At 69.4% G+C, this 18,378-nt stretch carries 15 protein-coding genes and 1 tRNA gene; 10 read left to right on the top strand and 6 right to left on the bottom strand.

Going from position 1 to position 18,378, the window contains the following annotated elements:
- Positions 1 to 239: 239 nt before the first annotated feature.
- On the bottom strand, positions 240 to 1,388 hold the full coding sequence (locus tag OG285_RS16870) for a hypothetical protein (protein ID WP_371791433.1): 1,149 nt from the start codon (positions 1,386 to 1,388) through the stop codon (positions 240 to 242).
- 89 nt (positions 1,389 to 1,477) lie between these two features.
- On the opposite strand from OG285_RS16870, the gene OG285_RS16875 reads away from it, so the two are divergent.
- The gene (locus OG285_RS16875; protein WP_371791434.1) at positions 1,478 to 1,921 is read left to right on the top strand and encodes a MarR family winged helix-turn-helix transcriptional regulator; all 444 of its coding nucleotides are present in this window, start codon (positions 1,478 to 1,480) and stop codon (positions 1,919 to 1,921) included.
- A gap of 157 nt (positions 1,922 to 2,078) precedes the next feature.
- Here OG285_RS16875 and OG285_RS16880 read toward each other — a convergent pair whose 3' ends face one another.
- On the bottom strand, positions 2,079 to 2,426 hold the full coding sequence (locus tag OG285_RS16880; RefSeq protein ID WP_371791435.1) for a winged helix-turn-helix transcriptional regulator: 348 nt from the start codon (positions 2,424 to 2,426) through the stop codon (positions 2,079 to 2,081).
- Positions 2,427 to 2,548: 122 nt separating this feature from the next.
- Between OG285_RS16880 and OG285_RS16885 the strand changes: the two genes are divergently transcribed.
- Positions 2,549 to 3,163: an NAD(P)H-dependent oxidoreductase gene (locus tag OG285_RS16885; RefSeq protein WP_356826745.1), complete on the top strand. Its 615-nt coding sequence runs from the start codon at positions 2,549 to 2,551 to the stop codon at positions 3,161 to 3,163.
- Positions 3,164 to 3,563: 400 nt separating this feature from the next.
- On the opposite strand, the gene tatA is transcribed toward OG285_RS16885, so the two are convergent.
- Positions 3,564 to 3,881, bottom strand: coding sequence for a Sec-independent protein translocase subunit TatA (gene tatA / locus OG285_RS16890; RefSeq protein WP_356826912.1), 318 nt, complete (start codon positions 3,879 to 3,881; stop codon positions 3,564 to 3,566).
- Between the two features lie 144 nt (positions 3,882 to 4,025).
- Here tatA and OG285_RS16895 point away from each other — a divergent pair, with 144 nt between their 5' ends.
- Positions 4,026 to 5,726, top strand: a complete 1,701-nt coding sequence (locus OG285_RS16895) for an LCP family protein (RefSeq protein ID WP_371791436.1) — start codon at positions 4,026 to 4,028, stop codon at positions 5,724 to 5,726.
- 93 nt (positions 5,727 to 5,819) lie between these two features.
- Here OG285_RS16895 and mgtA read toward each other — a convergent pair whose 3' ends face one another.
- Both mgtA and OG285_RS16905 read right to left on the bottom strand, forming a co-directional pair.
- Positions 5,820 to 8,510 carry a magnesium-translocating P-type ATPase gene (mgtA, locus tag OG285_RS16900; RefSeq protein WP_371791437.1) on the bottom strand — a complete coding sequence of 897 codons (2,691 nt, stop codon included), beginning with the start codon at positions 8,508 to 8,510 and terminating at the stop codon, positions 5,820 to 5,822.
- Entirely contained in the window at positions 8,464 to 8,826 is a 363-nt protein-coding gene (locus OG285_RS16905; RefSeq protein WP_356826913.1) for a metalloregulator ArsR/SmtB family transcription factor, read from the bottom strand. The genes mgtA and OG285_RS16905 overlap by 47 nt, the downstream gene beginning before the upstream one ends.
- A 134-nt stretch (positions 8,827 to 8,960) precedes the next feature.
- Here OG285_RS16905 and OG285_RS16910 point away from each other — a divergent pair, with 134 nt between their 5' ends.
- Both OG285_RS16910 and OG285_RS16915 read left to right on the top strand, forming a co-directional pair.
- Complete coding sequence (locus OG285_RS16910) at positions 8,961 to 9,572, top strand: TetR/AcrR family transcriptional regulator C-terminal ligand-binding domain-containing protein (RefSeq protein WP_356826748.1); 612 nt, start codon at positions 8,961 to 8,963, stop codon at positions 9,570 to 9,572.
- A 10-nt stretch (positions 9,573 to 9,582) separates the two neighbouring features.
- The gene (locus tag OG285_RS16915) at positions 9,583 to 11,934 is read left to right on the top strand and encodes a DHA2 family efflux MFS transporter permease subunit (RefSeq protein WP_371791438.1); all 2,352 of its coding nucleotides are present in this window, start codon (positions 9,583 to 9,585) and stop codon (positions 11,932 to 11,934) included.
- Between the two features lie 152 nt (positions 11,935 to 12,086).
- On the opposite strand, the gene OG285_RS16920 is transcribed toward OG285_RS16915, so the two are convergent.
- A tRNA-Leu gene (locus OG285_RS16920) sits at positions 12,087 to 12,172 on the bottom strand.
- 340 nt (positions 12,173 to 12,512) lie between these two features.
- Here OG285_RS16920 and OG285_RS16925 point away from each other — a divergent pair.
- The 5 genes from OG285_RS16925 (at position 12,513) to OG285_RS16945 (ending at position 18,372) form a co-directional block, all read left to right on the top strand.
- Positions 12,513 to 13,340: an FhaA domain-containing protein gene (locus OG285_RS16925; RefSeq protein WP_371791439.1), complete on the top strand. Its 828-nt coding sequence runs from the start codon at positions 12,513 to 12,515 to the stop codon at positions 13,338 to 13,340.
- Positions 13,341 to 13,350: 10 nt separating this feature from the next.
- On the top strand, positions 13,351 to 13,869 hold the full coding sequence (locus tag OG285_RS16930) for an FHA domain-containing protein (protein WP_356826751.1): 519 nt from the start codon (positions 13,351 to 13,353) through the stop codon (positions 13,867 to 13,869).
- Between the two features lie 130 nt (positions 13,870 to 13,999).
- Positions 14,000 to 15,493 carry a Stp1/IreP family PP2C-type Ser/Thr phosphatase gene (locus OG285_RS16935; RefSeq protein ID WP_356826752.1) on the top strand — a complete coding sequence of 498 codons (1,494 nt, stop codon included), beginning with the start codon at positions 14,000 to 14,002 and terminating at the stop codon, positions 15,491 to 15,493.
- A 24-nt stretch (positions 15,494 to 15,517) separates the two neighbouring features.
- On the top strand, positions 15,518 to 16,912 hold the full coding sequence (locus OG285_RS16940; protein ID WP_356826753.1) for an FtsW/RodA/SpoVE family cell cycle protein: 1,395 nt from the start codon (positions 15,518 to 15,520) through the stop codon (positions 16,910 to 16,912).
- The gene (locus tag OG285_RS16945; RefSeq protein ID WP_356826754.1) at positions 16,909 to 18,372 is read left to right on the top strand and encodes a penicillin-binding protein 2; all 1,464 of its coding nucleotides are present in this window, start codon (positions 16,909 to 16,911) and stop codon (positions 18,370 to 18,372) included. Before OG285_RS16940 ends, OG285_RS16945 begins: the two co-directional genes overlap by 4 nt.
- Positions 18,373 to 18,378 lie beyond the last annotated feature (6 nt).

The following is an 18,378-nucleotide window of genomic DNA, read 5'->3' on the forward strand; positions in this document are numbered from 1 at the left end:
TCGACCGATCCCTCGACCGACGCTCGACCGATCCCTTGATCAGCCCCTCGACCGATCCCTCGTTCAGCACCGACTGCGGACGACCGTACCGCCGCCTGCCGGAACCCGTTCGAGCCTGTGGACAACTACCCGGTTGTGGACAACTCCGCTGTACAGCAGAGCCGTTCAGGCACGGCCGGAGGTCCCCGGCTCGGCCATGCCCGGAAGCCCCGGCGTCGAGGCCCCTGCCCGGAGCCCACTCACACACCCACCGCCAGCTCCTCTTCCTCGGCCTCCTCTTCGGCCCGTTCTGCCATCGCTTCTGCTGTCGCTTCTTCGGTCTCGTCTGTTGCCCGCTTTTCGGCGGGCTGCCGGGTCTCCGCTACGGCTGCCGTCCGCGTGACCTCCCGCGCGGCCGACTTCCGGCGGCCCGCCTCGACCAGCCCCGCAACGCCCATCACGACCAGCCCCGCCAGCAGCCAGAAGGCCAGGACCAGCACATTGCCGCCGAGGGCGTGGCCACCGAAGTACACATGGCTGCGCACACCCTCCACAAAGCCCGCGCCGTTCCAGAAGGCGTGCAGGGCGCCGAAGAATCCGGGCTGCAGTTCGGGCCGGAAGATCCCGCCGGAACTCGTGAAGTTGAGCATCACGAACAGCACCATCACGCCGAGCGTCGTCCACCGCTTCAGGAAGGTGTGCAGCCCCACGCCGACGAGCAGAATGCCTGCCGAGTAGATCCACGCCATGGCCCAGACCCCGAGGAGTCCATGGTCGACCAGATGGAACACCGGCCCGGCGAAAGCGGCACCGATCGCGCTGACCACCAGTGAAGTCCCGAGCGCCAGCAGCGCCCTGATCCGCAGCGGAAGCACTCCGCCGGCTCCGCCGATCACCGCGACCGAGGCGTACGAGCCGATGCTCAGGGCGACCAGGAGGAAGAAAATGCCCTGCCCGGTCGGGTCGCCGCTCGCTGTCGGCGCCACGTCGGTCACCTCGAGCGGTTCGCCCTGCTGGGCCGCGACCTGCGTGAACACCTTCTCCACCGCGGTGGCCGTGGTGTCGGACGACGCGGACGCCACGACCAGTTCGGGGCTCTTGCCGTTCGGCACGAAGGCGCCGTACACGTCCTGGTCCTTCAGCTGCTCGACCGCGGTGCCGCGGTCCGGGACCGTACGGACGTCCAGCGCACCGTCCCCCTTGTCGTGCAGCGTCTGCGCCAGCACCTGGGCGCTCGGCCCGGAGCCGACCACCGCGACCCGCAGTTCATGCGGCTGCGGAGAATGGAATGCCCCCAGATACGCGAGCCCCATCCCGACGCACATCAGCAGGGGCGTGACGAGATGGCCGAGGACATGGCGCAGAGCAGCCCCCGTACTGACGGCACCGTTCGTGGAACCTGCGGACATCGGACACCTCTCCTGCTGGTCAATGCTAGTTGGCTTTTACAACTTCCATTTGAGTTGTACTATACAACTAATAACTAGGAGGGCAAAACATGACCGGCACAGACCCCCGGGGCCACGACGCGTCCGTCGACACCATCCAGCGCGAGCTGACGGCGTTCGCCCGGCGCGCCCGCGCTACGGCCGCCCGCCTCCACCCCGAGCTGCCCCTGGTCTCGTACACCCTGCTCGCGCACATCGACGACAGCCAGGGCTGCCGCGCGACCGATCTCGCGGCGCACTACATGCTGGACAAATCCACGGTCAGCCGTCAGCTCGCGGTACTGGAGAAACTCGGCCTGGTCGAGCGGCGCCCCGCCGCCGACGACCAGCGGGTGCAGGTGCTCCACCCCACCGAAGCCGGCACGAGGAAACTCGCCGCGTCCCAGGGCAGCCGGCGCGCGGCCGTTCGCAACCGGCTGGCGGACTGGAGCGAAGAGGACCTCGACCGCTTCGCGACCTACCTGCTGCGGTACAACTCGGCGGAGTTGAGCTGACCTACTGCGGTGCAACTCGGCGGAGTTGAGCTGAGAGCCGTCCCGCCTCCCGCAGGCCACCCCGCACCCCTGCACCTTCCGCGCGCCACTCGCACCTTCTGCACCGGGGCCTTCGAGCAGCCCCGGCCCAGAACCCGGTGCACCTGGTCACGCCTGGTCAGCAGGGTCCGCCGGCGTCCGGGAGGTACACCTCCGCCCACTGCCCGAGCTCCTTGAGGGCGGGCTCCAGCGCCCTGCCCGCCTCGGTCAGCCGGTAGGAGACCCGCAGCGGAGGCCCTTCATCCACCTCGCGCACGAGCAGGCCTGCTGCCGCGAGCTCGGTCAGCCGGTCGGAGAGCATCCGCTCGCTGATACCGGGAATGGCCCGCCGGAGATCGGCGAAGTACACCGGCTGCTGCATCAGAACAGCCACGATCAGACCCGTCCAGCGCTTGCCCAGCAGCTCGAAGACGCGCGTGATCGCCCCGCCGACCTGTTTGCACGCCCGCTCGCCGTGTTCCGCCATGCCCTCAGGGTACTGAGTACGGACCCTTCGTGAGTAGCTGCGGAAAAGTAAGTGACTATGCTTAACATAGGTACGCATAGTTTTCCGGATCACGCCCCCACTCACGCTTCATGGAGAACGACATGGCCACACTTCTGCACATCGACTCCGCTGTCTTCCCGCAGGGTTCCGCGTCCCGTGACGTCACCGCCGCTTTTGTGAACGCCTGGCGGGATCAGCACCCCGAGGGCGTGGTCGTCTACCGCGACCTTGCCGCTCATCCCCTGCCGCACCTGGACGCCGCTGCCGCGGTCGCGGGCACCGAGTCACCGCTCCGCGCGGAGCTTGCCAACGAGCTCGCCGAGGCGGACGCGGTACTGATCGGCGCCCCGATGTACAACTTCTCGATTCCCTCGACCCTCAAGGCCTGGCTCGATCACGCGATCATCGTCGGCTACAACGCCGGCGGCGCGGAGAGCCCGCTGGCCGGTACCCCGTTCACGGTCGTAGCCAGCCGCGGCGGCTCCTACGCTCCCGGAACTCCCCGGGAGAGCTTCGAATTCGTCCAGAACTACCTGGAGAAGCTGCTGACCGGGATGTTCGGCGCCAAGGTCGACTTCATCGTCCCCGAACTGACCCTGGCAGCCTCCCAGCCCGCCATGGCCGAGCTCATCCCGCTCGCCGAGACCTCCCGCGCCAAGGCGCTGGAAGAGGCGGCGTCAAAGGCCAAGGCACTTGCCGCGCGTCTCGCGGCCTGAACCGCCAGACGCAGAAACCCAGACGCAGAAACCCAGACACAGCCAACCCAGACGCAGAACCCCCCGCGCAGCTCCCATCGGCCCGCGCGGGGGTTTCACGTGAAACCCGAATCCGGACCTCGTAGCCGGAATCAAGACCTCCCAGGCGAAAGCCGCGCCTCGTAGCCGGAAGCCGGACCCGGTACCCGGCCCCGAAGCCGTAGCCCGAAGCCCGGAGTCCTTAGGTCGGACCAGGTCAGGGTGATCCCGCAACGCGACGTACCGCGGATCAAGGGCACGATCCCGAGCAAGGCCGATGCCGATCAGGCGGGCCGGCCACCCTCGCAGCCGAGTCAACAACCCTGCGGATCAGTACACCTGGACGCCCTGCGCCGTCCACCGACGCCGGTCCACGCGTCGATCAGACCGCCTTTGGCGCCTGCTGAACGCCGGAAGGCATCGGCTCCGACGCCGGAGTCACATCCGACTGCTCCATCAACCCCACCGAATGCGCCGCGCCCGCAGCCGCTTCGGGCTCGGAGGCCGGAGCGGCCTGAGCGGCTGGGGAAGCAGGGCCGGCCGGCCCGTCCTCCTTCATCGCCTTCGCCTCGCTCTTGAGAATGCGCATCGACTTGCCCAGCGCGCGGGCGGTGTCGGGCAGCTTTTTCGATCCGAACATCACCATGACCACGATCGCCACGATGAGCAGGTGCCAGGGCTCCAGGCCGTTGCGGAGCATGTCCACCCCACCCTTCTTCTCGTCGGCCGACGGTCAGTACCGCCGGAAGCGTCTCCAGAAAAGCTTGCTACATTGCGCAACTGTACAACCATGGGATGGGGCCGTTCGTCCCCTCTGTACGGACGGACGAATGAAAGCGCGCAGATGAAAACGAGCGATCGGACGACACGCGGCAACGAGCGGGTCCCCCGGCCCACGAGCAGAGGGAAGAGGAACGGCGAGCAGAACAGCGCGAACCACGGGACAGCGGGATACGGGACAGCGGGCCACGGCCCGCCCCAGCAGGGACCGCACGACACCCACAGCACCCACGGCACGGCCCGGGGCCCCAAGCGCCGGAAACGCCAGAAGCGCAGTCGCGCACGGCTCGTGCTCGCCATAGCCGTGGCCCTTCTGGTGCTGGCCACAGCGGGCGCCGGATGGGTCTACCTCCGGCTGAACGGAAACATCAACTCCTTCAGCTCGGACGGCATCTCGGCGGACCGCCCCACGGCCTCGGCCAAGGGCCAGAACGTGCTGGTCATCGGCTCGGACACGCGGACCGGCGGCAACAGCGCCCTGGGCGGCGGCGACAAGAACGACGTGGGCCGCTCCGACACGGCATTCGTCCTGCACATCTACGCCGACCACAAACACGCGATCGCCGTCTCCATCCCCCGCGACACCCTCGTCACCATCCCGTCCTGCAAACTGCCCGACGGCAGCTGGACCAAGCCGCAGCCCCACACGATGTTCAACGCGGCCTACTCCGTCGGCCAGACCGCAAAGGGCAATCCCGCCTGTACCCAGAACACGGTGGAGAAGCTCACCGGTCTGCGCATCGACCACACGGTCGTCGTCGACTTCGAGGGCTTCTCGAAGCTGACCGGCGTCGTCGGCGGCGTACAGGTATGCCTGCCGCAGAACATCTACCAGCGGGATCTCGATCCGAACCGCACCACCCGCGGCAAGCTCCTCTTCACCAAGGGCAAGCAGAGCGTGTCCGGGCAGAAGGCGCTCGACTACGTACGGATCAGGCACGGAATCGGTGACGGCTCGGACATCGGACGGATCAAACGCCAGCAGGCCTTCGTCTCCTCCTTGATCAAGAAGGTGAAGGACGACGGATTCACCCCCACCAAGCTGCTGCCGCTCGCCGACGCGGCCACTCACTCGCTGACCGTCGATCCGGGGCTCTCGACCGCCGACAAGCTGCTCTCCTTCGTGATGTCGCTGAAGAGCATCGATCTGCACAACACCAAGTTCGTCACCGTCCCCTGGCGGTACGAGGGTGCCCGCGTCGCCATGGTCGAGCCGGCCGCGAGCGCCCTCTGGTCCGATCTGCGGGGTGACCGGACGATCGACGGCAAGGACGCCAGCGGCAAGGACCGCAAGAACGGCACGTCCGCACCCCCGGCCCCCTCCTCGAAACCGGCCCCCGCAGGGCCCGTATCCGGTGCCGGGATCGCCGTCAGCGTCCAGAACGGCACCACCGTCACCGGTCTCGCGGCCCGCGCCGCACAGACCCTCAGGGACCATGGCTTCACCGTCAACGGCACGGCGACGGCCCCCACCCAGGACCACACGTCCACCGTGATCACCTACGGGCCGGGCCAGCAGAGCAGGGCGGAGACCGTGGCGCGGCTCTTCGTGGGAGCGACCCTCCAGGAGGCGGGCGCCTCTGCCGGTACGCAGACCACCGGCATCACCGTGACCCTGGGCCAGGTCTACGCCGACAACCCCTCGGCGACACCGGACAGCAACCCCGCACCGGCGGCCTCCCCGTCCTCCTCGCTGCCCGCCTCCGTGGCATCCGGCGCCCGCTCCGGGGACGACGGACCGTGCAGCGACGTGTCTTACGGATGAACGGAGCGAGGTGTCTTATGGATGAGCGGAGCGACGTGCCCTACGGATGAGCAGACCCGGCCGCCGACGTGGACAGTCCAGTCCCGACAGCCGTCAACCCGCTTGCGTACGGCGGCTGTCGTACCGGCGCCGGGCCGCCGCGAGCCCCACCGCGTACAGGCCGAGCACCACCAGGAGCAGCGGATAGTAGAGCCCTGGAAGCGCCGCCATCCCCAGCAGCGGCCCCAGCGGGGAGAGCGGGAGCAGCAGTCCCACGGTGGCGAGGGCGGCCGCGGACCAGCGGACCGGACTGGTCCCTTCCGCAGCCCGCCGTCCCGTGCGCAGCAGGAGCATCACCAGCGACTGGGTCAGCAGGTTCTCCACGAACCAGCCGGAGTGGAACACCGTCTCGCTGTCCGGGCCTCCGGGGCCGTGCACGGCGAGCGCCAGCACCCCGAACGTCGCGAGGTCGGCGACCGCGTTGAGCGCGCCGAAACCGGTGATGAAACGGAGGAAGTGGCGTGACCGCAGGGTGGCGGGGCGGCTCAGCGCACCGGGGGCCGGTCGGTCGTAGGCGAACGCGAGCTGCGCCGCGTCGAAGCAGAGGTTCTGCACCAGCACCTGGGCCGGAAGCATCGGCAGGAACGGCAGCAGCAGACCGGCGGCGAGCATCGCGATGACGTTGCCGAGGTTGGACGAGAGCGTGATGCGCAGGTACGTCGCGATGTTGCCGCTGCTGTGGCGTCCGGCCGTCAGCGCGTGTTCGACGGCCGAGAGGTCCTTCGCGTGCTCAGCGAGCACCACATCCGCGCCCTCCCGCGCCACGTCCACCGCATCGCGCGGGCAGATCCCGACATCCGCCGCGTACAGGGCGGGCAGGTCGTTGACCCCGTCCCCGAGGAACCCGCAGACGCGGCCGTCGGCCCGCAGCGCCCGGACGATCCGCGCCTTGTGCTCGGGGGTGCAGCGGGCGAAGACGACCGTGTCGCGTACCGCCGCGGCCAGTTGGCCGTCCGTGAGGGCGTCCACGTCCCGCGCGGTCAGCACGTCTCCCGGTTCGAGCCCCAGCTCCTGGCAGGCGCGGGCGGCCGTACCGGGGTGGTCACCCGTGACGACCTTCACCGCGACGCCCATCCCGGCGAGTGCGGGCAGCGCCTCGGCTGCGCTCGGCACCAGCGCGTCGCGCAGGGTCACGAAGCCGCGGAAACTGAGGCCGCGCTCGTCGGCAGCGGTGTACGCCCGCTTGCGCGCCGGGCGCTCGGCGGTCGCGACGGCCAGCAGCCGGGCCCCGTTCCGTACGTGGTCCCCGGCCGCCGCGAGGAGCCGCTCCCGCTCCGCACCGTCGAGCGCGCACCGCTCCAGCACGTTCTCGACGGCGCCCTTCACCACGAGGGTGTCGACGCCCAGCCGGCCGGGACGGCGTACGACGGCGGTCGCCATGCGGCGCACCGGATCGAAGGGCAGCGCCGCGATCCCCTCGTACGGCAGGAACTCCTCGCCGTCCGACGCGTCGAGCAGCGCTTCATCGAGCGGGTCGGGGGCGGGCAGGTCGGCCAGCTGGAGGGTCCACCAGGCATTGACCGCGGCCCAGTGCAGCACGTCGCGGTCGTCCGCGCCGTCCGCGTCCAGCGCCCGGTCGACAACGGGCAGATCCTGGGTGAGCGTCCCCGTCTTGTCCAGGCACAGCACGTCCACCGCGCCCAGATCGTGCAGCGCGGGCAGCCGCTTGACGATCACCCCGTGGTGGCGGGCGAGGAGGGAGGCGCCCCGCGCCAGACAGCTGGTGACGATCACCGGGAGCATCTCGGGCGTCAGTCCGACCGCCACCGCGACGGCGAACGGCAGCGTCTCCAGACCCCGCCCGCGGAGCGCCGCGTTCGCCATCAGCACCAGTGGCGGAGTGAGCAGCATGAACCGGATGAGGATCCACGAAATACCGTGCACCGACCGGTCGAAGGCGCTCGGCCCGCGCGGCCCGGCCGCCCCCTGTCCGGCGGCGAACCTCGTCCGCGCCCCCGTCGCCAGCACGACGGCGCTGCCGCTGCCCGAGGCGACACTGCTGCCCTGGAAGCAGAGGTGTGCGCGGTCGAACCCGGCGTCACCGGACGCCGGTACGGGAACATCGGCAGCCGACTTGGTGACCGCCGCCGACTCCCCGGTGAGCACCGCCTGGTTCACGCTCAGTCCGACGGCCCGCAGCAGCCGCACATCGGCGGGCACCAGATCGCCCGGGCCGAGCCGGACCACGTCGCCGGGCACCAGCTGGTCGACCGGCACCTCACGGGCCACCGGAACCGCGTCGTCCGCGGACCGCCGGAGCACCGTCGCCGTACTGGCCACCAGCTCCCGCAGCGCGCCCATCGAGCGGTCGGCGCGGTGCTCCCCCGCGGAGCGCAGCGCACAGCTCACCACCACGAGCGCGGTGATCACACAGGCGGTGCCCCATGCCGCCACCAGCGACGACACCACACCGAGACAGAGCAGCACGGCGGTGAAGGGGTCCCGGACGCTGCGCAGGAACCGTACGAGCCACGGAACGGGCCGCCGGGCGGGCAGCGTGTTCTCGCCGAACCGCCGCAGCCGTGCGTCGGCCACCACGTCCGTCAGCCCGCGCGGGCCGCTGTCCAGGGCGCGCAGCACCTGGAGCGAGGTCAGCGCACCCAGGTCCGGCACGGCGCCGTCGGCCGCCGGAACACCCTCCGCCACCCGCACGGCCCGGACGGAGGCCCCGGAACCGGGCTCCGGGGCCGCGGCGGCCTCAGGTGCCTGTCCCACGGAGGTGACCCAGCCGGGGAGCCCCGGCATCGGCCCGGTCGGCCAGCTGGCCGACCACGAGCCGTACGACAGTCACGACATCGGGATCGTCGACGAAGTACACCTGCCGCCGCCCCTCCCGCCGGGAGCGCACCAGACCGGCCAGTTTCAGTTTCGTCAGGTGCTGGCTCACCGCGGGGAGCGCTCCGCCCACCCGCTCGGCCAGACCGCTCACGTCGCTCTCGCCCTGTGCCAGCGCCCACACGATGTGCAGCCGGGCCGACGAGGCGAGCAGACCGAACGCGGCCGCCGCTTCCGCGAGCACCTCGGCGGAAGGATCCGGGAATCTCTCGACGCCTGCCGCCACTTCGCCTTCCCCCACCGCTGGACCATCCTCCGGACGGCACCAGTCTAGGACGCGCGGGCGCGGCCCGTTTGCGTTCGGATGCCGGGAGCACCTAGCTTATCGGTACGAAACTGTTTCGTTTTACTGGAGTGGGTATGCCGCAGCCCGAGTCCCGAAGAACACGGCTGTCGACCGAGCGGGAGGCGGAGATCTTCACCGTCACCCTCGACCTGATCCGCGAGGTCGGCTACGAAGCCGCCCGCCTCGACACCGTCGCGCAGCGCTCCCAGTGCAGCAAGGCCACGCTGTACCGGCGCTGGCAGGGCAAGCCCCGGCTGGTGTCGGAGGCGCTGCGGCACGGCAAGCCGTTCACCCTGTCCGGGCTGGACACCGGCTCCCTGCGAGGGGATCTGTACGAGATGACCTCCCGCATCGGGAAGGCCAGAAAGGACCACGCCCTGATGCGCGGCATCGCCCTGGCCGTCCGGCAGGACTCCGCGCTGGCGGAGGCGATGCACGAGACGCTGGTGCGGCCCGACCTGGAGGCGGCCCGCGGGATCGTGGACCGCGCCATCGCACGCGGAGAGGTCGATCCGGCGAACCCGGCCCTCGCCTTCTTCCCCCACCTCATCCAGGGCGCGGGCTTCGCCCGGCTGGTCTTCGATCAGCGCGAGCCCGACGCCGACTACCTGCGCCGCTACGTCGACGCCGTCGCCCTGCCCGTGCTGCTCCGGGAGATCGACGGCAGCGCCACGGATACCACCTGAGGAGTACATGATGAGTTCCGCACCCGCCGACGCGGCCGTCGGCACCATATCCCCGGCCGCCGCGCCACCGACTCCATCGGCATCACCACCCCCGTCACACCGCTGGTGGGCCCTCGTGGTCATCGGCCTCGCGCAGCTGATGGTGGTGCTGGACGCCACCATCGTGAACATCGCACTGCCCTCGGCCCAGCAGGACCTGGGATTCTCGAACGACGACCGGCAGTGGGTCGTCACCGCCTACTCACTGGCCTTCGGCAGTCTGCTGCTGCTCGGCGGGCGGCTGGCCGACCTCTTCGGCCGCAAGACCACCCTGCTGATCGGGCTGATCGGTTTCGCCGCCTCCTCCGCGCTGGCCGGAGCCGCGGGCGGTTTCGACTTGCTGGTGGTGGGGCGTGCGCTCCAGGGCGCGTTCGGCGCGATGCTCGCGCCGTCGGCCCTCTCGCTGCTGACGACGACCTTCACCGACCCGAAGGAACGCGGCCGTGCCTTCGGGGTGTTCGGGGCGATCGCCGGTTCCGGTGGCGCGGTCGGACTGCTCCTCGGCGGGGTGCTCACCGAGCACCTGAACTGGCGCTGGACGCTGTACGTCAACCTCGTCATCGCCGTACTCGCGGTGGCCGGGGCACTGCTGTTCATCCGCCGGCCGGCACCCGCCCAGCGCCCCAAGCTGGACCTGCTGGGCACCCTGCTGGTCTCCAGCGGGCTCTTCTGCATCGTCTTCGGCTTCTCCAACGCGGAGACGTACGCCTGGAGCGACCCGATGTGCTGGGGCTTCCTGGCCGGCGGTGTCGCACTGCTGCTCGCCTTCACCGGCTGGCAGACCAGGGCCGTGCACCCGCTGCTGCCGCTGCGGGTCTTCGCCGACCGCAACCGCAGCGCCTCGTACCTGATGGTGTTCGCCACCGGCGCCGGAATGTTCGGGATCTTCCTCTTCCTGACCTACTACCTCCAGCAGATCCTCGGCTACACACCGGTGAAGACCGGGCTCGCCTTCCTGCCGATGATCCTGATGCTGATGGTGCTGGCCCAGCTGTCCATCAACGTGCTCATGCCGAGGATCGGCCCCAAGATCATGGTGCCGATCGGCACCCTGCTCGCCGCGGGCGGCCTGGTCTGGCTGACCAAGCTCGACCTGTCCAGCAGCTACTCGGCGGACATCCTGCCGCCCCTGCTGCTCATCGGCGCCGGTATCGGCATGGTGATGCCCCCGGCGATGTCACTGGCGACGCTCGGCATCGCACCCGCCGACCAGGGGGTCGCGTCCGCGACCGTCAACACCATGCAGCAGGTGGGCGGTTCCATCGGCACCGCGCTGTTCTCCACCATGGCGACCACCGCGGCGGGCGACTACGTGAAGGACCACGGCACCTCCAAGCCGGCCCTCGCCGAGGCCGCCGTGCACAGCTACGCCACCGTCTACTGGTGGGCCGCCGGCCTGTTCGCGGTCGGCTTCGTCATCGCGATCTTCCTCTACCGCACGGGCCGTCCGCTGGCGGCCGCCCCGGCACCGGCCGGTGCGCAGGCCAACGGGGCCACCGAGGGCGCGGCCGCCGTGACCCCGCAGGACCGGCCCACCGCGGAACTGCCGGCCACCGGGGTGCCCGCGGGCCCGCCGCAGGCGAGCGTGCGGGGACGGGTGCTCGGTGAGCACGGCGCTCCGGTGGCATCGGCCGTGACGCTCATCGACCAGGGCGGCCGCCAGGTCGCACGGGCCGTACCCGCGCCGGACGGCTCGTACGCGCTGTCAGCGCCGCACGGCAGGTACGTCCTGGTCGCATCGGCGCCGGACTGCCGGCCCAGGATCAGCGAACTCGTCCTGGGCACGGAGCCCGTCGACCACAACGTCCAGCTCGCCGGGACCGGCGGACTCTTCGGCACCGTCAGCGGGACGGCCGGGCCCCTCGAAGGTGCGCTGCTCGTCGTGACGGACGCGGAAGGCAGTGTGGTCGACTCGACCGTGTCGGCCGCGGACGGCGGCTATCGGCTGCCCTCGCTGCCGCCGGCCGCGTACACCCTCACCGCCGGTGCGGAGGGCCACCAGCCCTACGCCGCCCTGGTCACGGTGACCGGCTCCGCGCCCACCCGCCACGACGCGGCCCTCACGGCCGCGGCGACGGTGCGGGGCACGGTGCACGGACCGCAGGGTGCCCCGGTGAACGACGCCCTGGTCACCCTGCTCGACGCGGCGGGCAACGTCGTCGCCCGGCACACCACGGGTCCGGACGGCGTGTACACGTTCACGGGCCTCACCGGCCTCGACTACACACTGATCGCCGCGGGCTACCCGCCCGCCGCGTCCCAGCTCACCGTTCCCTCGGACGCCCAGAACGGCTTCGACGTGCTGCTGGGGCACTCGGACTGAACCGGATCCGGGGCGGCGGCACGGCCCCCGTGCCGCCGCCCCGGCCAACCGTCCCGAGACATGTGACATGAGACAGAGAAACGGCCCGCACCATGATCATGGTGCGGGCCGTTTCTCTGGTGATACTGAACACCTTCACCGGTGTCCGATGATGGTGCGCGAGGGGGGATTTGAACCCCCACGTCCCTAAGGACACTGGCACCTGAAGCCAGCGCGTCTGCCGTTCCGCCACTCGCGCAAGTGGTGTATCCGAGACTCTCTCACTGGTTTGTGCGAGCGCCTGGCGACATCCGGAAGATTAGCACGCTGGACAGGGTGGATTCACATCCGTTCTCCGGGGGAGACGACCGGTGCCCCGCCCCGTGGAACGAGCCCCTTCCTCCACGGAACGGGCTCCCCGTCCCCCCACTCCTCCTCAGTGCGCGCCGAGTGCGGGACACTGTTCGGGAGCCACCTCTACGATCCGTGTGAGAGGTGACACTTATCCACAGGGGAGACAAGGGGAACCAGCCGTTTTCCCCGTGCGTGGATACGATCAGTAAGCAGTACGAGGACGACAACGTCGGAGGAGGTGCCTCATGGGAGTCATGAAGAAGTTCGAGCAGCGTCTCGAAGGTCTGGTCAACGGCACCTTCGCGAAGGTGTTCAAGTCCGAGGTCCAGCCCGTCGAGATCGCCGGTGCGCTCCAGCGCGAGTGCGACAACAACGCAACGATCTGGAACCGCGAGCGGACGGTCGTCCCCAACGACTTCATCGTCGAACTGAGCACACCGGACTACGAGCGCCTCAGCCCGTACTCGGGACAGCTCGGCGACGAACTCTCCGGGCTGGTCCGTGACTACGCCAAGCAGCAGCGGTACGCCTTCATGGGCCCGATCAAGGTCCACCTGGAGAAGGCGGAGGACCTGGACACCGGTCTCTACCGCGTCCGCAGCCGCACCCTCGCATCGAGCACCAGCCAGCAGGGCGCCGACCACGGCCCCGCCGCACCGGCCCCCCAGCGGGACGCCGGCGGTTACGGGTATCCACCGGCCGCGGCCCCGCCCATGCCCGCATCACCTCCGCCCGGAGGCAACCGCCCGGCACCCGGCCGCGCGCCCGCTCCGGGACCCATGCCGAGCACCCAGATCCGGCGCTGGATCGAGGTCAACGGCACCCGCCATCAGATCTCGCGCGCCACCCTGGTCCTCGGCCGCAGCACCGAAGCCGACGTGCGTATCGACGACCCCGGCGTATCCCGCCGGCACTGTGAGATCCGCGCCGGTTCCCCCTCGACGATCCAGGATCTCGGTTCCACCAACGGCATCGTGGTAGACGGACAGCACACCACCCGCGCTACGCTCCGCGACGGCTCGCGGATCGTCGTGGGCAATTCCACCATCGTTTACCGGCAAGCCGAAGGGTGAAGCGGGGGCAATGTCAGAGCTGACCCTGACGGTCATGCGGCTAGGTTTCCTAGCTGTTCTGTGGCTGTTCGTGATCGTGGCCGTCCAGGTCATCCGCAGCGATCTGTTCGGAACGCGCGTCACGCAGCGCGGCTCACGCCGCAACGCGGACTCCCGTCCTCAGCAGACCGCGCGCCAGGCCGCCGCGCCGCCGCAACAGCGCCAGCAGCCGGCCGCCGGCCGCCAGCGCCGGGGCGCACCCACCAAACTCGTCGTGTCCGAGGGCACCCTCACCGGCACCACGGTCGCCCTCCAGGGCCAGACCGTCACGCTCGGCCGGGCACATGATTCAACAATCGTGCTGGACGACGACTACGCGTCGAGCAGGCATGCCAGGATCTACCCCGACCGAGACGGCCAGTGGATCGTCGAGGATCTCGGGTCCACCAACGGCACGTATCTCGACCGGACCCGGCTGACCACCCCGACACCGATCCCGCTGGGCGCACCGATCCGCATCGGCAAGACCGTCATCGAGCTGCGGAAGTAGTCACGACAATGAGCGAGCGGAGCGAGCGAGCCGCAGCGGTTCCGGCAACGGACCGGGGCGCGCTCCCGACCGGAGGGTGGGCAGTGTGGCTCGAGACCGGTTGTACCCGGAGCCGACAGGCGAGGTGCGCATGAGTCTGTCCCTGCGCTTCGCCGCCGGATCGCACAAGGGCATGATCCGCGAGGGGAACGAGGACTCCGGCTACGCCGGGCCCCGGCTCCTCGCCATCGCCGACGGAATGGGCGGCCAGGCCGCCGGCGAGGTAGCCAGCTCCGAGGTCATCTCCACGCTCGTCACCCTTGACGACGACGTCCCCGGTTCCGACATCCTGACCTCGCTCGGCACGGCCGTACAGCGGGCCAACGACCAGCTCCGCATGATGGTCGAGGAGGACCCCCAGCTCGAAGGCATGGGCACCACGCTCACCGCCCTCCTCTGGACCGGTCAGCGCCTCGGCCTCGTGCATGTCGGCGACTCGCGCGCCTATCTGCTGCGGGACGGTGTCCTGACGCAGATCACCCAGGACCACACCTGGGTGCAGCGCCTGGTCGACGAGGGCCGCATCACCGAGGAGGAAGCCACCACCCACCCGCAGCGCTCCCTGCTGATGCGCGCGCTGGGCAGTGGCGAACACGTCGAACCCGACCTCTCCATCCGCGAGGTGCGGGCCGGCGACCGCTACATGATCTGTTCCGACGGGCTCTCCGGCGTCGTCTCCCACCAGACGATGGAGGAGACACTCGCCAGCTACCAGGGCCCCCAGGAGACGATCCAGGATCTGATCCAGCTCGCCCTGCGCGGCGGCGGCCCCGACAACATCACCTGCATCGTGGCCGATGTCGTCGACGTCGACTCCAACGACACCCTGGCCGAGCAGCTCAACGACACCCCGGTCGTCGTCGGCGCGGTCGCCGAGAACCAGGCCGCTCAGCACGACGGCGGGGCCATGCAGACCCCGGCGGGCCGGGCGTCCGGCCTCGGCCGCCAGGTCCCGCCACCCACGCCGGGCGGCTTCGGCCCGCCCGGAAGCGGGGACGGATACGGCGCGGCCCCCGACGGCTCGTTCGGCGCGTACAGCGACGAGGACTTCGTCAAGCCGTCCGGCGGGCGCAGGTGGATCAAGCGGTCGCTGTTCACCGTGCTCGTCCTCGCCGTCATCGGCGGCGGCCTGTACGGCGGCTACCGCTGGACCCAGACGCAGTACTACGTCGGATCCAACGACCAGAACGTCGCGCTGTACCAGGGCATCAGCCAGAACCTCGCCTGGGTCTCGCTCTCGAAGGTCGACACGGACCACCCCGAGATCGAACTCAAGTACCTCCCGCCGTACCAGCGCAAGCAGGTCGACGCGACGATCACCGAAGGCAGCCTCAGCGAGGCGAAGCGCAAGGTCAGCGAACTCGCCGAACAGGCAAACGCCTGCAAGAAGGACGCGGAGCGCCGCAAGGTCGAGGACGAGATCAAGCCGAAGCCGGACGCGGGCAAGACCCCCGGCACCGATAGCCCTCTCTCTTCCTCCAAGAGCGGTACCACCGCAAAGCCCAAGCCCAGTGCCACACCCACGCCCGGCCCCAGCCTCTCGGAGGATGAGCAGAAGCTGGTCCCGCTGTGCGGTAAGCAGTAGAGCCGTAGGGGGCCTTTCACCACCATGAGCGTTGTCACCAACACGACCACCATCGGCGCGATCGAAGCACCGAGCCGCCGCAACACCGAGCTGATGCTGCTCGTATTCGCCGTCGCCATCTCGGTGTTCGGGTACGCCAACGTCGGCCTCGCGATCAACGGTTCGCTGCCTTCGGGCATCCTCGGCTACGGAACGGGCCTCACGCTGCTCGCGGCCGTCGGCCACATCGTGGTCCGTAAGTTCGCACCGTACGCGGATCCGCTGCTGCTGCCGCTGGCCACCCTGCTGAACGGCATCGGGCTGGCCATCATCTGGCGGCTCGACCAGTCGCCGCTGCTCCAGCAGGCCGACCACTATGCGCCCGCCGCTCCCAACCAGCTGATGTACTCCGCAGTGGGCGTCGCCCTCTTCGTCGGTGTCCTCCTGCTGCTCAAGGACCACCGGATCCTCCAGCGGTACACCTACATCTCCATGGTGGTGGCCATGCTGCTGCTGGTCGCGCCGATGTTCTTCCCCGCCAAGTTCGGCGCCCGGATCTGGATCAACATCGCCGGTTTCTCCATCCAGCCCGGTGAGTTCGCCAAGATCGCTATCGCGGTCTTCTTCTCCGGCTACCTCATGGTGAAGCGCGACGCCCTGGCCCTGGCCAGCCGCCGCTTCATGGGGCTGTATCTGCCGCGCGGCCGTGACCTCGGACCGATCCTCGTCATCTGGTTGATGTCGATCCTCATCCTGGTCTTCGAGACGGACCTCGGGACCTCGCTGCTCTTCTTCGGCCTCTTCGTCGTCATGCTGTACGTGGCGACGGAGCGCACCAGCTGGATCGTCTTCGGTCTGATCATGTCCGCGGCCGGCGCCGTCGGCGTGGCCACGTTCGAACCCCACGTCCAGCAGCGTGTGGACGCCTGGCTCGCCCCCTTCTCCAAGGCCACCCTGGCGCAGAGCGACCAGGTCGCGAAGTCCCTGATGTCCTTCGGTGCCGGCGGGACCATGGGCACCGGACTCGGCCAGGGACACTCGGACCTCATCGGCTTCGCCGCCAACTCCGACTTCATCCTCGCCACCGTCGGCGAGGAGCTCGGCCTGGCCGGCACCATGGCCATCCTGGTGATCTACGGACTGATCGTAGAGCGCGGCGTGCGGACCGCGCTGGCCGCCCGCGACCCCTTCGGGAAGCTGCTCGCCATCGGGCTCTCCGGTGCCTTCGCCATCCAGGTCTTCGTCGTAGCCGGTGGTGTCATGGGTCTCATCCCGCTGACCGGTATGACCATGCCCTTCATGGCGCAGGGTGGCTCATCCGTGATCGCCAACTGGGCCCTGATCGGCATCCTGATCCGGATCAGCGACACCGCGCGACGCCCGGCCCCGTCCCCCGCCCCGTCCCCCGACGCCGAGATGACCCAGGTGGTCCGACCGTGAACAAGCCCCTGCGCCGAATCGCGATCTTCTGCGGTCTCCTCGTCGTCGCCCTGCTGCTGCGCGACAACTGGATCCAGTACGTCACGGCCGACAGCCTCAACTCCCGCAAGGAGAACCGCCGCGTCGAGATCGAGCGCTACGCCCACCAGCGCGGTGACATCATCGTCGACGGCAAAGCGGTCACCGGCTCGACCGTGACCAAGGGCAGCATGTACAAGTACAAGCGCACCTGGAAGGACGGCCCCATGTGGGCGCCCGTCACCGGGTACGCCTCGCAGGCGTTCGGCGCGACGCAGCTGGAGAATCTGAACGACTCCATCCTCACCGGCAACGACGACCGGCTCTTCTTCGACCGGACAGCCTCCATGTTCACGGGTGAGAAGAAGCAGGGCGGCAACGTCGTCACCACGCTGAACGCCGACGCCCAGAAGGCCGCTTTCAAGGGACTCGGCGACAAGAAGGGCGCCGTGGCCGCCCTCGACCCGAAGACCGGCGCGATCCTCGCCATGGCCTCGACGCCCTCGTACGACCCCTCGACGTTCGCGGGCAACTCCACGGGCAGCGACACGAAGAACTACACGAAGCTCAAGGACGACAAGAACGAGCCGCTGCTCAACCGGGCGCTGCGCCAGACGTACCCGCCCGGCTCCGCCTTCAAGGTGGTCACCGCGTCGGCCGCCCTGGAGAACGGCCTGTACGACAGCGTCGACACCCCGACCAGGTCCCCGCTGCCCTGGCGGCTGCCGCTTTCGAGCAAGGACCTGCCCAACGAGGGCAATCTGCCCTGCAAGAACGCGACACTGGTTGAGGCCCTGCGGGTGTCCTGCAACACCGTCTTCGGCAAGATCGGAGCCGACCTCGGGAACGACAAGATGCGCGCGGAGGCCGAGAAGTTCGGCTTCAACAGCGAGCAGTTCACGCCCGTCCGCTCCAACGCCAGTGTCTTCTCCAAGGGCATGGACAAGGCGCAGACCGCGCTCTCCTCGATCGGCCAGTTCAACACCGCGGCCACCCCGCTCCAGATGGCCATGGTCGCTTCCGCGGTCGCCAACGACGGCACGCTGATGAAGCCCTACATGGTCGACCGCCTCACCGCGCCGAACCTGGACACCGTCGCCAAGACCGACCCGGAGAAGCAGAGCGAGCCCCTGACGAAGGAGCACGCGCAGATGGTCCAGAAGATGATGGAAGCGGTCGTCACGAGGGGTACCGGCGGGAAGGCGCAGATCCCCGGCGTCACTGTCGGCGGCAAGACCGGTACCGCGCAGAACGGCGTCAACAACAGCGGCAACCCGTACGCCTGGTTCATCTCGTACGCCAAGACCGACCAGGGTTCGCCGGTCGCCGTGGCCGTCGTCGTCGAGGACTCCAACGCCTCCCGCCAGGACATCTCCGGTGGCGGTCTCGCCGGTCCGATCGCCAAGGACGTCATGTCCGCCGTCATCAACAGCAAGAAGTGACGACCA

Source organism: Streptomyces sp. NBC_01471 (genome assembly GCF_041438865.1).
GTDB lineage: Bacteria > Actinomycetota > Actinomycetes > Streptomycetales > Streptomycetaceae > Streptomyces.